Raw genomic sequence first — 15,294 nt, 5'->3', positions numbered from 1 at the left:
AGATAGTCGTCCGCGTCGAGGAAGAACACATAGCGACCACGCGCCAGCGACAGCCCGACATTACGCGGACCACCAGGACCACCGGAGTTGGCCTGTCTCACCACCCGCATCGGGACCTTGGTCCCAGCCGCGAACTCCTCCAGATACTCCCCCGTGCCATCGGACGAACCGTCATCGACAGCCACAATCTCGATCCGGTCGGCACCGATGCTCTGCGCCTCGACCGACGCCAGACACCGCACCAGATACGGCATGGCCTCATAGGCCCCGATGATCACGCTGACATCGGACTCGTTCGCGTTCATGGCCCGCCATCCTGTCGTTGTTCCGCGGCGGACGCCACAACGGGTCAGCCTGCGACCGGCGAGTCCAGCCCGGTCACCGCAGTGTCGGTGTCCCCGGCCACGGTGTCCTCCCCCGGGTCGTCCAGATCCCCGTCCAGGTCGACGAGCTGCTGACCGGCCCCGGCGTTGCGTGCTTCGGACCTGGCCGCCAGCGCCGCCACGGCGGAGTTGAACTGCTCGATGGAGGTGGGTTCGTCGGGCCCGAGCAGATACCGCTTCAGCTCGCGCCGTGCCTCGGCGAGGGTGTCCGCGGCCGGGTCGGCGACGGCGGCCAGCAACTCACCCAGTTCCTCGGCGCTGTTGGAGAGGATGACCGCGGCCCGTACGGCGGTGTTCTGCCGCCTGAACTCCTCGGCGCCCACGTCCGCCGAGTCGGTCACGGCGTACGGCTTGCCGCTCGCGATGAAGTCCGAGACCACGCTGGAGATGTCGGACACCATGCCGTCCGCCTCGTTGAAGCAGTCGTACAGACGCGGCTCGGTGCCGGTCACCGTCTTGTGCTGCCACCAGCCGACTGAGCGCCAGTACGCCTCGTTCCACTCCGCGCGCAGCTTCTTGATCTCTTCGAGGCGCTGCGGGTCCGCGAGCGAGACCCGCGACGTCTCCGACTCGTCGCCACCCGGCCGGCCGGGCTTGGACAGCTCGGCCAGTCGCGCCTCGGCCCGCGCCAGGGTCGCCCGTGCGGCGGCCTGGTCGGCCTGTGCCGCGGCCGCTTCCTTGGCCCATCGGGGCTCGGCGGCGCGCTCCGCGGCGGCCTTCTCGACGAGCGCCATGATGCGCGTGTGGACGGCCTTGGCCCTGGCGCTGCGGGTGCCCGTGAAGGGGTGCGGCTTGTAGATCAGCCGGACCGGCTGCTCGGCATTGAGCAGCCGCTTGACGATGTTCTCGCCGGCCAGCAGCAGGGAGGTGTTGCCGGGGTTGTCGTCCCAGCCCTCCCAGGTGGGGGCGTACAGGATGGTCGGGATCGGGTTCTTCCAGGCTCCGGTCCAGGAGGCTATGGGGGCCAGCTGGGGGCGGCCGACCTCGACGATGTCCTCGTCGCGCACGCCGACGTCGGCGAGGGCGTACCGGTCACGGCCGGCCCGGCCTGCCGTCCACACCTCGTCGTACACCTTGCTGAACGGGTTGACGCTGGCGACCTTGTCGCTGTCGCCGTGCCCGATGAAGACATGCTTCATGGTCGGTACGCGCAGCATGTGTATGTTCTTGCCCACGTTGGCCGGGTACAGCGTCACCCGGACCGTGGAGAGATCCATATTCATCAGGTGGATGCCGCCGGGCACACAGATGACCGGCACCGAAGTCGCCTCCAGCTGCGGCACGATGTGGCGCTCGCGGAGGATGATCAGCGGCCGGGCCTCCAGCTGCTCCAACGTCTCCATCCACATCTTCACCTGGTACGCCGACTCCTTGGAGCCGGAGAAGTACATGGCCACGGTCGGCCGGTACTCCCGCAGCCACCGGTCGACGCCCTTGAGCACCTGGGGCGCAGTCGGTACGCGCCTGTTCCGCCGGATGTACCGGAAGAGGGCACCGGTGTAGAGCACCGCCAGGCCGACGGAGACGGCCATGCCGACATACGCGGCGACGTTCTGGTGCGTCTGGGCGGCGATCAGCACACCCGCGACGGCCGGGATGTCCAGATGGAGCAGCTTCTCGACGGATCGGCTCAGCAGGGCCTTCGGCGGGGCGTCCGGGATCTTCAGGCCGTGCAAATCGACGTTGCGCGTGACCACCGGCATGGTGCGGCGCAGCTTGATCAGGGTGGCCAGGGCGCCGTGCGGGGCCTGGAGACCGAAGAGGAACAGGAAGCCGCCGACCGCCAGATGGAAGAGGGTCTGCTCACCCAGGTTCAGCCGGGCCAGCAGCAGGATCAGCAGCAGCTGACGCACCAGGAAGCGCATCGGCAGAGCGAACTTGATCTTGTTCAGCCTGTTGACGAGATAGCTGCCACGCCGGTGCAGGTACCAGTCCGCGGCATAGGTCACGACGGCGGCCGCGACAAAGCCCCAGATACTCGGAATCAGCGCGGCGAGCAGCGCGCACGGAAAGCCCAGTCCCAGAAGGACTGCGGCGACCAATTCTGATCCACTGCCCACGCGGGCCAGGCGAATGGCGGTCGAAATCACGAAGAACCTGCTCCAAGGGGGTGCCGGTTTACCACATTTAGATGCAAACGCGAAGTGTAAGCTTCACGAATTCAGGCCTCCGTGTTCGCGTTATGGCGACCACAGAGGCCCAACAATTTAATTGATGCCGAATATTACACGTCTTCCTGACGGTCCAGGACGGATGCCAGTGCCTGCTCGAACCCCGATGCTTCGCTCGCCTCGCGGGTCGGATCCTGCTGTCGTACGTCGATGACATGGCCGGTCAGCTCGGAGAGCAGAACGTCCAGAGAAGTCCTGGCCACAGCCTCGGAGGAGAGCAGCGAGCCGGTGGGCTCCTGACCGAAGGCCTTGGTACGCATCGGGGTCGCCGTGCGCTCGGGATTCACGCAGTTGACGCGAATTCTGTCGGGCGCCCATTCGTCGGAGAGGGCCTGGGTGAGGTTGACCATGGCCGCCTTGGTCGACGAATAAAGGCTGTACTCGGCACGCCCGCGGGTGTAGCTGGAGGAGGTGTAGAGCAGCAGCTGCCCCTTGGTCTCCGCCAGGTACTTGTACGAGGCGCGGGCAATCTGGACCGGCGCCAGGTAATTGACGTTCAACGCCTCCTGGATCGTCGTGTTGTCCGTCTCCGCCAGCTTGCCGATGCGCAGCACACCCGCGGTGTTGATGACGTAGTCGATCCGGCCCGTCTCGGAGTACGCCTTGGAGAGCGCGTCGTCGACGTGCTCCGGGTTCTCCACGTGCGTGCCCGTGGTGGAGCGGCCCAGCGCGTAGACGTTCGCGCCGTACTCCTTCGCCAGCGCGGCGATGTCCGCGCCGATGCCGTACGAGCCGCCGAACACGACCAGCGTCCGGCCCGCCAGCAACTCGCGGTAAGCCGCCTCGTCCGCCTGGCGCGGAGACGCGGTGGTGGCCAGCTGGAAGAGCTTGTCGGCGATGAAGACGTCGACCGGCTGGGTCACCTTCATGTTGTACTCGTCGCCCGCGACGACATAGATCGGCACGTCCGGCAGATACTTCAGCACCACGGAACAGTCGTCCGTGGCCTGGAAGTTCGGGTCGCCGGCCGCGATCTCGTACGCCCTGCGGATGGTGGAGAGCTTGAATGCCTGCGGCGTCTGGCCGCGGCGCAGCCGCGAGCGGTCCGGGACGTCGGTGATGAACTCGCCGTCCTCGCCGTGGGTGCGGGTCACGATGATCGTGTCCGCGGACGGGATGGCGACATCGACGGCCTGATAGCGCTCAAGGGCGTCAACACACCCCTGGATCACACGCTGTGACAAAAGCGGACGGACAGCGTCATGGAAGAGGACATTGCGGTCCTCCCCCTCGGCAAGTCCCTCACCGAGCGCGGCGATGGCCCGCTCGGTGGTCTCGTTGCGCGTGGAGCCGCCCTCTATGACCTTGGTGACCTTGGTCAGTCCGGCCTTTGCGATGATCTTCTCCACGTCGGGCACAAAACCCGGCGCCATCAGCACGATCACGTCGTCGATGGACTCGGCCTGCTCGAAGATCGTCAGCGTGTGCTCGATGACAGCCTTGCCGGCGATCTTCAGCAGCTGCTTCGGGATCGACAGACCCACGCGCTGGCCGGTGCCACCGGCGAGCACGACTGCTGTGGTTCGGGGCTTGACTATGTGCTGCACAGACACAGACGACCTACCTTGCGGGGGCGGGGGAACATTCCGATAGTTGCACTCTCAGTTACCGTCTCGCAAGGCGGGCGTCTTCCACTCCACGCCATCGTGCAACCTGCCGTTTGCCTGGTGGTCAGGCTAATCCCGTCGCACACAACGATTGACCAGGTGACCGAGACCACACGAAGAAGTGGAGGGGACCGCTCCTCAAGGCGAAGGCCGACCGAAGTGGACCCACGGAATTCACGTGCGGGAAATCTCTACAGGTCAACCACGTTGAGAGCAACGTCGTTGGAGTCCGTGTAGAAGAAACGCACCCGGACCCTCTTCTTGGGCCTTCTGAGGACCTTCTTGGCGACAGCGCGGGCGAGGCTCCCGTTCCTCTTCTTGGGCAGAATAGTCAACGGATAGTTGTAGATGTCCTTCTTCATGACGACGTCGTCCAGTACCCGCCCAATCTTCGCCGGTTGGGCATCCGGCGCATAACGGAGCAGGGCGTCCCACACATCGTGCGCGGTGGCCTGGTGCGCGGCCGGCTGCGCACAGGGGACGGTGACGTGGAAGACATGTGCCTCCTCCCACCGCCCGGTGAAGGTCAGTTCACGCGCCGGCCTGCCGCGACGGCGCAGCACGAGCACGGGGTCACCGGCCGGGTTGGCGCCGATCAGGCGGCCCGACAGCGTGACTTTCTTGCCGACGAGCCGCACATCCGCGGCCTCCGCGTGCACCGGCCGGACCCAGGACCGCAGAACGAGCGTGCCCTTGGCCTTGTCGGCGTACGGCACGAGGTTGCGGACGGCCCCGCCCGGCACCAGCCGCTCCGCGGCGTGCATGGCGCCGCGCTGGTCGACATTGCGGCTGCCCAGCCGGGAGCGCGCACCGGTGGCCGCCATCTCGACGAAGAGCTCCCAGACACCCTCGTCGAGCTGCTCACCGGCCGGGATCGTGACGGATCCGTCCGGTCCGAACGCGAACGTACGGACCTCGGTGCTTCCCTGGGTGCGTACGCACAGCAGCCGCAGACCGGCCTGGTCGGCAGCCGGGCGCGGGCTGACCAGGGTGAGGGCGAGCGCGCCGTCCGCGGCCACCACACAGTCGGCCACCGGCGCGAAGTCCGGCGCGGAGCCGCGCGGTGACGTGCCGACGGCCAACTCCTCGAAGAGGTTCTCGTACTCCTTGACGATCTGGGAGGGGTCGAAGCGGCGGGCGCTCTCCCGCGCGGCCGCGCCCAGTCGGCGCCGCAGCGCCTCGTCGTCGATCAGCTTGAGCAGCGCGTCGACGGTCGCCTTCACATCGCCGACCGGGACGAGGACGCCGTCCACGCCGTTGTTGATGATCTCGCGCGGCCCGTAGTCGCAGTCGGTGGAGATCACCGGCAGACCGCAGCGCATGGCCTCGACGAGCGTCATGCCGAACGACTCGTGGCGCGAGGTGGAGACGGCGATGGCGCCCTTGGCCCACTCGGGTTCGATGGGTGAATGCGGCCCCATGAGGTGGACCTTGTTGTAGAGGCCCATCTTCAGGATCTGGTCGCGGAGCCCGGGGCGCCGGTCGCCGCCGCCGTAGATGCGCAGCACCCAATCCGGTCGTACGGCCGTGACCTTGGCGAAGGCGTCGATCAGGACGTTGTATTGCTTCTCCGTCGCCAGCCGGCCGGCCGCGACGACGGTGTTGCCCGTCCCGTCACAGGGAGCGACCTGCGGCTCGGGAACACTGTTGGGGATGGCCAGCACCCGGGTGCTGGGCAGCGGCATCTTCTCCCGCCACACCTTGGCGTCACCCTCGGAGACCGTCACGAAGGCGTCGATCGCGGCGAGATGCTCGTACATCTCGGCACGCAGCGCCGCCTTGTGGTGGTTGTGCGTCATGTGTTCCTGGCCGATGCGGACCGCGCCGTCCGGGGCGAACTGCGCGACGTACGCGACGAGTCCGGGCCGGGTGCCGACGACGACGTCCGCATCAGAGGCGGCGTAGTGCTCGCGGACGCGGTCGTCGGTGAGCCGGCTGTACTCCTTGTAACGCGCCTCGTTCTGCGGGAAGAACGTCGCGGGCTGGAGCTGGAAGGGGTGCTCCTTCTCGTTCGTCGGCGAGTTCACCCGGGTGTCGACGAGGGGTACGACAGTGATGCGCGGGTCGATGGAGAAGAGCGGGACGTCCCGGTGCCGGAAGACCGAGACGATCTCCACCTCGTGGCGGTTCACAAGCTCTTCGGCGAGGTTGAGCGTGGTGCGGATCGTCCCGCCAATACCGTAAACGGTATGGATGAGGAAGGAGATCTTCATCGGCCCTTGGTGCTCCGTTCGACTGAGGCTCGGGAGGCGAACGGGTAGTCCCCGTAACGCCACACGCCAGTCAGACGGGTCTGAGAGCCCGAAGGTTGCCTCTGATCCGTGGATTTAGCCGGATCAGAGGTCACAGAACGGGACGAACTCGTCGTAATCACACTGTGCCTCGTCCCGAGGCCTCCGGCACACCACCGCCGGCCGCGGACACCACCCCGCGGCCACCGTCCTAGCCGCGACGCCTGGCACGCACTCCCCCAGACTTCGTCCGGGGGTGCCCCCACCGCCTTGCGATTGCACGCACCAGACGCCGCAGGGCCCGCCCTGCGGGCGGACGGCGCTACTTCTAAAACACGCCCTAGAACGGGTCGAACTCGTCGTACTCCCGCTCCGCCTCGTCCCGCTCCGCGTCGCGGTCCTTTCGCCGCTGCGCCGCCGGACGCGGGGCCTCCAGCCGGTGGTCCTCGCCGCGGCGGCCGAGCATCTCCGCTCCCGCCATCATCGTCGGCTCCCAGTCGAAGACGACCGCGTTGTCCTCGGGGCCGATGGCCACGCCGTCGCCCGCGCGGGCGCCGGCCTTCATCAGCGCCTCCTCGACACCGAGGCGGTTGAGGCGGTCGGCGAGGTAGCCGACGGCCTCGTCGTTGTTGAAGTCGGTCTGGCGGACCCAGCGCTCCGGCTTCTCGCCGCGCACCCGGAACAGCCTGTCCTCCTCCTGCACGACCGTGTAGCCCGCGTCGTCGACCGCCTTGGGGCGGATGACGATTCGGGTCGCCTCCTCGACCGGCTTGGCCGCGCGCGCCGCCGCGATGATCTCGGCCAGCGCGAAGGAGAGCTCCTTCAGACCCGTACGGGCAACGGCGGACGCCTCGAAGACGCGGTAGCCGCGTGCCTCGAGATCCGGGCGGATCATGTCCGCGAGGTCCTGGCCGTCCGGAATGTCGATCTTGTTGAGGACGACGATGCGCGGGCGGTCGTCCAGGCCGCCGTACTGCCGCAGCTCCTCCTCGATGACATCGAGGTCGGAGACCGGGTCGCGGTCGGACTCCAGCGTCGCGGTGTCCAGGATGTGCACGAGTACCGAGCAGCGCTCGACATGGCGCAGGAACTCCAGGCCGAGGCCCCTGCCCTGGCTGGCGCCCGGGATCAGACCGGGGACGTCGGCGATGGTGTAGACGGTCGACCCGGCGGTGACCACACCCAGGTTCGGCACGAGCGTGGTGAACGGGTAGTCCGCGATCTTCGGCTTGGCCGCGCTGAGCACGGAGATCAGCGAGGACTTGCCGGCGCTCGGGTACCCGACCAGCGCCACGTCGGCGACGGTCTTGAGCTCCATGACGACGTCACGCGCCTCGCCCGGCTCGCCGAGCAGCGCGAAGCCGGGCGCCTTGCGGCGGGCGGAGGCCAGCGCGGCGTTGCCGAGGCCGCCGCGGCCGCCCTGGCCGGCGACGAAGGTGGTGCCCTGGCCGACCAGGTCGGCGAGCACGTTGCCCTGCTTGTCGAGGACGACGGTGCCGTCGGGCACCGGCAGGACCAGGTCCTGGCCGTCCTTGCCGGAGCGGTTGTCGCCGGCGCCTGGCTGGCCGTTGGTGGCCTTGCGGTGCGGACTGTGGTGGTAGTCGAGCAGCGTCGTCACCGACTGGTCGACGACCAGGATGACGTCACCGCCACGGCCGCCGTTGCCGCCGTCGGGGCCGCCGAGCGGCTTGAACTTCTCCCGGTGAACGGAGGCGCAGCCGTGGCCCCCGTTACCCGCGGCGACGTGCAGCTCGACGCGGTCCACGAAGGTGGTCATGGGTGTGCCTCCAGTTACGACGTACGAAATGTCTTAGCTACAACACGCGAAAGGCGGACCCACTTCCCGAACGGGAAGTGAGGTCCGCCCTCGCAAAGATCCGATCAGGCGACCGGAACGATGTTCACGACCTTGCGTCCACGGTGCGTGCCGAACTGCACCGCACCGGGCTGCAGCGCGAACAGGGTGTCGTCGCCACCGCGACCGACGCCCGCACCCGGGTGGAAGTGGGTGCCGCGCTGGCGGACCAGGATTTCACCGGCGAGGACGACCTGACCGCCGAAGCGCTTCACGCCGAGCCGCTGAGCATTGGAGTCGCGACCGTTCCGAGTGGACGATGCGCCCTTCTTGTGTGCCATGTCTTCTCAGTCCCTTACTTCGCAGCCGTGGGGATACCGGTGACCTTGATCGCCGTGTACTGCTGGCGGTGACCCTGGCGACGGCGGTAGCCGGTCTTGTTCTTGTAGCGAAGGATGTCGATCTTCGCGCCCTTGTGGTGGTCCACGACCTCGGCCGTGACCTTGATACCGGCCAGCACCCACGGGTCGCTGGTCACGGCGTCGCCGTCGACAACGAGCAGGGTCGAGAGCTCGACCGTGTCGCCAACCTTGGCAGTGGGAATCTTGTCAACCTCAACGATGTCGTCAACAGCAACCTTGTGCTGACGACCACCGCTGCGCACGATGGCGTACACGCGGATCTCACTCTCGCTCGGAACGGATCCCCTGATGCCAGCCGCTCGCACAGGCCGAAGCCTGCGACGATCCGGAAGGATGAGCGGCCTCTCCCGAACGGAAGAACCATCGGGAGGGAGTTGCTCAGGGGTGGGCGTGCATGGAAACACACCGAGGGTCAAGGTTACGGGGCCCGGCTTGAGGGGTCAAACCGGGTACGCGCCATGGATCCCTGGTGGATGTCCGCCGCGGCCTGTTGAATGTGCGCTCGTGCCCCTGCGCTCCCTGATCACTATGCCTCGTATGCTCCGCCACGGCTCGGCCGTGGGCGCTGACCTGCCGCCCGACGAGGCTGTCACCGTCGATGCCGTCGCCGACCCCGCCCTGCGGGCCGCGCTGACCGCCGCCGCGGCCGGAGACGCCGGCCCCGCCCGCGAACTGCTCGCGGGGACCCGGCTCGGCGCCCAGTGGGAGCGCCGCAGTGTGTGCGTCTCCGAGCTCGCCGAGCACGCGCTGCACAGCCCGGGCTGGCTGGAGGGCTGGCTGGCCGCTTCGCCCGAGGACCCGGACGCGGTGCTGGTGAAGGCGGATCTCTGCATTCAGCAGGCCTGGGAGGTACGTACCGGCTACCGCGCCAGGCACGTGTCCGAGGACCAGTTCCGGGCCTTCTTCACGCTCCTCGAGGATGCAGTTCCGGTGATCGCCGCCGCGGCCGAGCTCAACCCCACCGATCCGGTGCCGTGGCAGGTCGCGCTCACACACGCACGCGGCATCCAGGCGCCTCGGGATGTGTTCGACGCGTACTGGGCAGAGGCCGTGGCCAGGGCCCCGCACCACTACGGCTGCCACGCCACCGCGCTGCAGTACCTGTGCGACAAGTGGTACGGCTCGCACGAGGAGATGTTCGCCTTCGCCGAGCAGGCCGCCGAAGGGGCGCTGCCCGGCTCGAAGCTGCACGCGCTGCCGCTGATGGCCGCGATCGAGTACGGGGTCGTCTCCGACGACTCCACCGAGGACGGCCCGATCGACCGCGCCCGGGTCGAGGCGGCGGTCGCCCGCGCGCTGGAGCTCTCCAGCTGGTACGAGCCGGGCGACCCCGACGCCGCGGGCTTCCGCAATCACCTGGCCCTGATGCTGATCTTCGCCGAGCGCTGGACCGAGGCCCTGGAAGTGTTCCGGGCGATCGGCGTGCACGCGCGCAGCTTCCCGTGGGGGTACGTCGGCGAAGCCCGCAAGGAGTTCCTGGAGTTCCGCCTGGGCGTACGGATGCAGGTCGCGTCGCAGACCCCGTTCTTCGGCCGCCCGCCGCAGCCCGCGACGCCGGCGGCCGCCCTTCCCTCCGTCCCCGCGCCGCGCTCGCTCGCGATAGCCGCCGTCCCGCCCCACGAGGTCGCCGAGGCGGCATTGATGTGCGGCGTCTCGCTACGGATCGCGCCCGCGCCGTCCCGGATGAGCTACGTCGAGCTCGTCCCCGACCCGACCCCAGGCAGACGGGCGACCCTCGCGGCCGGCGAGGAGCTGCTGACGGCCGCCGCCGACAACTTCACCACCGGCGAGAAGTGGCCCGCCCTGGTCCTGCGCCGCACCGCCGACCGCTACGGCTTCACGCTGTTCCACAAGGGCAAGCGGGTCGCCTCCCATCTGTGGGACCCGGCCGCCCCGGTCACCGACCACGCCGAGGCCACCGCCACCGCGCAGGCCCTGGCCACCGTCTTCCCGGTCCCGGACCCACGTCCGCTGGTCACCCTGCTGCGCGGCACCAACAGCCCGGCCCAGCGCCAGTCCGAGCTGGTCACGGCGCTCGGGCTGCCCCCGCTCCCGGACGGCTTCGGCGAACGCGACGAGATCCTGGCCGGCTTGGACGGTGCCCAACTCCTCGCCCGCCGCGGGGTGTTCAAGGGCATCCGCGACACCATGTCGACGGACCTGGGCACTCCGGCCCTGCCGAGCCCCCGCCCGAAGCGCTGGTGGGTGCTGCGCATCGTGGCACTGGTGATCCTGATCCCGGCGGGGGTGTACGGCTGGCTGTCGCCGGAGGTGAGCTGGTACCGGACGCTGGTGCCGACGGCAGCGTCACTCTTCTACGGGGTCCAATTGCGGAAGGCCTGGGCCCAGCGGCGCCGTAACTGAGCGGTCGGCGGCAGCTCGTGGGAGCCGCGCCTTACGGGCGATCCGCCGCTGGGAGGAGCTGCGGCTGTGCCGCGAAACCCGCGCCACCAGGGTGCCTTGACCTTGTCCGCGAGCGGGTCCGTGGGAGTCCCGGGGCGATACCGGTTCGCATCATCTGTAGCCGCTGGTCGGGGGTACCGCTTTGAGAGTTGCCGCAGAACGGAGTTCGTCGCGCCGAAGAGCTTCGAGGAGCACACCGGGGCCAGGATCGCCCGTTTCCGTAAGCAGCGGGGTCTGCTGCAGCAGGGGCTGGCCCTGCGTGCCGATGTCTCCAAGTCGCTGCTGTCGAAGGTTGAGTGCGGGCAGAAGCCTGCCTCACCGGCCCTCGTAGCTGCCTGCGCCCGCGCGCTGGGTCTCTCTACGTCGGATCTGCTGGGGCAGCCCTATGCCGAAGAGTTGCGGCGGGACCGCATGGATGCGTTGATCCAGCCGATCCGTGAGGGCATGGAGAACTGGGATGTCGCTCTCGACTGGAAGACAGCGCCCCGTCCATCTGCGCTCATCCGGGCCGGTGTTCAGCGAGCTCTCGAGCAGCTTCGGGAGGCGCAGTACACGGACATGGTGCGTGACTTGCCGAGCTTGATCGACGAGTCGGTCCAGGCTGTCCACTGCCTTCCGCCACAATTGTGGACCAGGACCGGTGTGGTGCCCGCGAGCACATAGTACGTGTGCTACGCGACCCACCTCTACCTGCGTCTTCGCAGGTCAGCGGCGGTTTGGCGGTCCGCTGGCGTCCGTGGCTGTGCGCTGGAGTCCGTGGTTGTTGCCGTCACCGCTGCCGTCAGAGGTCTACACCATTTCTTCGCCGCCGGAGCGCTGGGGCGACTCCTGGGTTAGGAGCGGCCTCAACCCCTAGAATGAGCACATGACCGTACGCGAGGAAGCACACCGCCTGCTCGACGCGGTGCCGGAGGACCGACTGCCCGACGCCATAGAGCTGCTGCGGCAGTGGGCCGAGGTGGAGCGCGGCGAGCGTCCCCGCCGCCGGTTCCGCACGACCGCCGTCTTCGACGGTGAGCCCGACCTTGGCGCGCGCGCCAAGGAGATCGTGCGCGACGCGTGGGCCAGTCAGGAGCCTCGCAGCGCGTGATCGTCATCGACACTGGCCCCGTGGTGGCGGCAGCCAACCGCAAGGACGACCACCACCAGCAGTGCGTCGATCTCCTCCAGAGCTTCCCCGGCCCGCTGCTGCTGCCCTCCCCGCTCCTCGCCGAGATCGGCTACATGCTCTTCAGCCGCGCCGGAGCCAAGGCCGAAGCCGACTTCCTACGCGACGTGGCGGACGGCGTCTACGAGCTGGTATCCGTCACTCCGTCCGAGGTCAGCCGGGCTGCCGAGCTCGTCGAGCGGTACTCGGACCTTCCCCTGGGCACCGCTGACGCCTTCGTCGTCGCGGTTGCCGAGAAGTTTCGTACAGTCAACGTCGCCACCCTGGACCGCCGCCACTTCGGCGTGGTGCGCCCCAACCACGTGCCCGCCTTCGCGCTCCTGCCGTAGTTCTCGACGCCGGCCACCCGTGACGCGCACGTTCCCGCGCGAGGGTTGGCGGGACGTTGGGCCGGTGTCCTGTCCGTGCTGGGGTCGGGCATGGGCAGGGGGCCGTACGCTGGCGGGCAACTCGGGCAGGCTTTGGGCATGCCCGCAATAGTCCGGGTGGCCCCCTGTCCTTGCCCGACGCGGGTCCCGACGCGGGCAGGTGGCTCAAGATCCCGCCAGGCGCCTGCTGGCGCAGATCACCGCACCGAAGGACGGCCCCGCCCCCGCGCCTCGGGTGCTCACTCCCCGGATCAAGGTGACGCCGGACCGGTTCGGCGTGATCGTCCGGGCGCGCACGCTGCCCACAGGTCGGGCTGGAGGAGTACCAGAAGGCCGCACGGTTCCTCGCGGACGCCTGGCGGTGCACGCGGGTCTCCGTCCTGCCGGACGGCCCCGGCAAGGTGGTGATCCGCGTCGTGCGCTCCGATCCGCTGACCACGCCGACCGGGCACCTGCCCACCGGCCGCCCGCTCGCGGACCTGACACGTTGGGAGCTGGGGGTGGACGAGCGCTCGCTCAGCTCTGAGCCCCGCGCCCCGCCAGCCCAATCACCCTCGCGCAACCCAAGCCCACCAACGGGCCTGGTTCGTCATGCCCCGACAGAAGGGACACACCCCGACATGGTCACCCAATCGCCGCGCCTCCCGCTGCCCGGCCTGCTCCCGCATCTACGCCGCCGACACCTACCACCTCATCCGCGCCGGCCTGTCCGGCGGCAAGAACGTGCCCGACACCGTCCGCACCCACCCCCGCGTCTTCGCCACCCTCACCGCCCCCTCCTTCGGCCCCGTCCACAACCGCCCCACCACCCCAGGCGGCGACATCCGGCCCTGCCGCTGCCGCCAGCTCCACGAACCCACAGACGCCCTCCTGGGTACGCCGCTGACCCCGGCAACCTACGACACTACGCGGGCGCGGTCCTGTTCAACGCCCACGCCTCCGCCCTGTGGCCCGCTTCACCATCTACCTGCGCCGTGAGATCGCCGCCCGACTCGGCCTGACCCAGAAAGCCGCCCGCGCCGTCCTGCGCGTGTCCTTCGCCAAGGTCGCCGAGTACCAGCAGCGCGGCCTGGTCCACTTCCACGCCGTGATCCGGCTCGACGGCCCAGACGGCAGCACCCAGTACACAGCGACCAGTTCGCACTTCCCAATCGGCGGCCGAGTCGTCGTGGGGAGCGGGGCGGCCAAGCCTCCGGAGCCACGAACGGCAGCCAGCCTGAAAGCCACACCCCGCTCCCCTGGGTGCCACAACCCTACGAATGGCTGGGGGCAACCCGTGATCAGAAAGGTAGAGCCGCCTGATGACCACACCCCGCGACACCCCCGCCTCCCGCCTCCCGCCGCGTCCGCGCCAACGGCGACGGAACCGTCTACCAGCGCAAGGACAGCCGCTGGGAAGCCGCCGGATACCTCCTCGCCCCCGGAAACACCCGCAAGCGCATCCACGTCTACGGCACCACCCGCAAGGAAGCCCTGGCCAAGCTCACCGAAAAGATCGCTGCCAGCAATCGCGGCCTCCCCATCGCTGCGGCCGACAGCACCGTGGGCACCTACGTGACGTACTGGCTGGACAGCGTCGCCGTCCATCACCTCCGGGAGAACACCCACACCCGTTACGCCGCCTGCATCCGCCTCCATCTCATCCCTGGCCTGGGCGCCAAGAAGGTCGCCCGGCTCACGGCCCGGGACGTGCGCACCTTCCTCGACCGGCTCCGTACCACCTGCCAGTGCTGCGCCCAGGAACAGGACGCGAACCGGCGGCGCTGCTGCGCCATCGGCCAGTGCTGCGGCAAGACGCTGTCGCCGCTGACCGTGACGTACGTTCACTCGGTCCTCAAGTCCGCCTTGGAGCACGCCGTCCGCGAGGACGAACTGCCGCGCAACGTCGCCCGGAACGTCAAGACCGCCGCGCCCCGCCCCAGACGCTTCCGGCCCCTCACGGCGGCCGAGGCCCGACAGTTCCTCCGAACGGCCAGCGGCGACCGACTGCACGCCCTGTACGAACTCGCCCTGCGCACCGGACTCCGCAAAGGCGAACTCCTCGGCCTCCACTGGGAAGACCTCGACCTCGACGCCGGCACCGCCAGCGTCCACCGCTCCCTCCAGCGCACCCGCGCTGGCGGCCTGACCACCCTGCACACCAAGACCCGCGCCTCCGAACGCCGCATCGCCCTCCCCACCGAATGCGTCCACTCCCTCAAGAACCACCGGGAGCGCCAGCAGGAGGAACGTCGAGTCGCCGGGACTGCCTGGTCAGACAGCGGGCTCGTCTTCACCACCCCGACCGGCGGGCCTCTCGACCCCGCCAACCTCACCCGCCGCTTCGGCCAACTCCTAAACCGGGCCGGGCTCCGCCGCATCCGCTTCCATGACCTGCGACACTCGACGGCCACCCTGCTCCTGGAGCAAGGCATCGACCTCGTCGTGATCAAGGAACTCCTCGGCCACGCCCACATCGGCGTCACCGCCGCCGTCTACGCGCACGTCCGACTCCGCCTCCAACGCCAAGCCCATCGACACCCTGAGCGACGCCCTCGGCCCGACCGAGGACGACCCCGACGACCCACCCGTCGCAGCCGTCGTCCGCAGCCGTCGTCCGCTGACGTTGCCGTCAGCGTTGCCGTCAAAAACCCGAGAAAGCCCCTCCCAGGAACCCGGGAGGGGCTTCTATGCAAGATCGCATCTATCCACGCTGGGCCGTACTCGGTTCAAGCAGCGGAAAGATCCTCGCCAGGCGAGTCCGCCG

11 protein-coding genes and 2 pseudogenes are annotated in these 15,294 nt (G+C 68.9%); 6 read left to right on the top strand and 7 right to left on the bottom strand.

Features of this window, described 5'->3' with window-relative positions; genetic code table 11:
- The 7 genes from ACWDO5_RS22775 to rplU form a co-directional block, all read right to left on the bottom strand.
- Window positions 1–305, bottom strand: a 305-nt coding sequence (locus ACWDO5_RS22775) for a glycosyltransferase family 2 protein (RefSeq protein WP_450532176.1), incomplete at its 3' end; no start/stop codon positions are given.
- A gap of 44 nt (window positions 306–349) precedes the next feature.
- Window positions 350–2,443 carry a hypothetical protein gene (locus ACWDO5_RS22770; protein ID WP_450532175.1) on the bottom strand — a complete coding sequence of 698 codons (2,094 nt, stop codon included), beginning with the start codon at window positions 2,441–2,443 and terminating at the stop codon, window positions 350–352.
- A gap of 164 nt (window positions 2,444–2,607) precedes the next feature.
- The gene (locus ACWDO5_RS22765; RefSeq protein ID WP_450532174.1) at window positions 2,608–4,107 is read right to left on the bottom strand and encodes an SDR family NAD(P)-dependent oxidoreductase; all 1,500 of its coding nucleotides are present in this window, start codon (window positions 4,105–4,107) and stop codon (window positions 2,608–2,610) included.
- A 245-nt stretch (window positions 4,108–4,352) separates the two neighbouring features.
- Window positions 4,353–6,374, bottom strand: coding sequence for a glycosyltransferase family 4 protein (locus ACWDO5_RS22760; protein ID WP_450532173.1), 2,022 nt, complete (start codon window positions 6,372–6,374; stop codon window positions 4,353–4,355).
- Window positions 6,375–6,732: 358 nt separating this feature from the next.
- Window positions 6,733–8,169, bottom strand: coding sequence for a GTPase ObgE (gene obgE, locus ACWDO5_RS22755; RefSeq protein ID WP_450532172.1), 1,437 nt, complete (start codon window positions 8,167–8,169; stop codon window positions 6,733–6,735).
- Window positions 8,170–8,273: 104 nt separating this feature from the next.
- Window positions 8,274–8,528 (bottom strand): 50S ribosomal protein L27, encoded by a 255-nt coding sequence (rpmA, locus tag ACWDO5_RS22750; protein WP_307663554.1) that lies wholly within the window; start codon window positions 8,526–8,528, stop codon window positions 8,274–8,276.
- 14 nt (window positions 8,529–8,542) lie between these two features.
- Complete coding sequence (gene rplU, locus ACWDO5_RS22745; RefSeq protein WP_223774625.1) at window positions 8,543–8,863, bottom strand: 50S ribosomal protein L21; 321 nt, start codon at window positions 8,861–8,863, stop codon at window positions 8,543–8,545.
- 283 nt (window positions 8,864–9,146) lie between these two features.
- Here rplU and ACWDO5_RS22740 point away from each other — a divergent pair, with 283 nt between their 5' ends.
- The 6 genes and pseudogenes from ACWDO5_RS22740 to ACWDO5_RS22715 all read left to right on the top strand — a co-directional run.
- Window positions 9,147–10,973 carry a hypothetical protein gene (locus tag ACWDO5_RS22740; RefSeq protein ID WP_450532171.1) on the top strand — a complete coding sequence of 609 codons (1,827 nt, stop codon included), beginning with the start codon at window positions 9,147–9,149 and terminating at the stop codon, window positions 10,971–10,973.
- Window positions 10,974–11,075: 102 nt separating this feature from the next.
- A complete protein-coding gene (locus ACWDO5_RS22735) occupies window positions 11,076–11,675 on the top strand; it encodes a helix-turn-helix domain-containing protein (protein ID WP_450532170.1) in 600 nt (199 codons plus the stop codon).
- A gap of 202 nt (window positions 11,676–11,877) precedes the next feature.
- Window positions 11,878–12,102 carry a hypothetical protein gene (locus ACWDO5_RS22730; RefSeq protein WP_450532169.1) on the top strand — a complete coding sequence of 75 codons (225 nt, stop codon included), beginning with the start codon at window positions 11,878–11,880 and terminating at the stop codon, window positions 12,100–12,102.
- Window positions 12,099–12,509, top strand: a complete 411-nt coding sequence (locus ACWDO5_RS22725; protein WP_450532168.1) for a type II toxin-antitoxin system VapC family toxin — start codon at window positions 12,099–12,101, stop codon at window positions 12,507–12,509. The genes ACWDO5_RS22730 and ACWDO5_RS22725 overlap by 4 nt, the downstream gene beginning before the upstream one ends.
- A gap of 663 nt (window positions 12,510–13,172) precedes the next feature.
- A pseudogene (locus ACWDO5_RS22720) lies at window positions 13,173–13,710 on the top strand (replication initiator); the annotation flags it as partial.
- A gap of 139 nt (window positions 13,711–13,849) precedes the next feature.
- Window positions 13,850–15,135: pseudogene (locus ACWDO5_RS22715) on the top strand (tyrosine-type recombinase/integrase); the annotation flags it as partial.
- Between the last annotated feature and the right edge of the window lie 159 nt (window positions 15,136–15,294).

Source organism: Streptomyces sp. NPDC000880 (assembly GCF_053599675.1).
The sequence above is the reverse complement of the archived record's forward strand: the minus strand, read 5'-3'. Positions and strand labels throughout refer to the sequence as shown.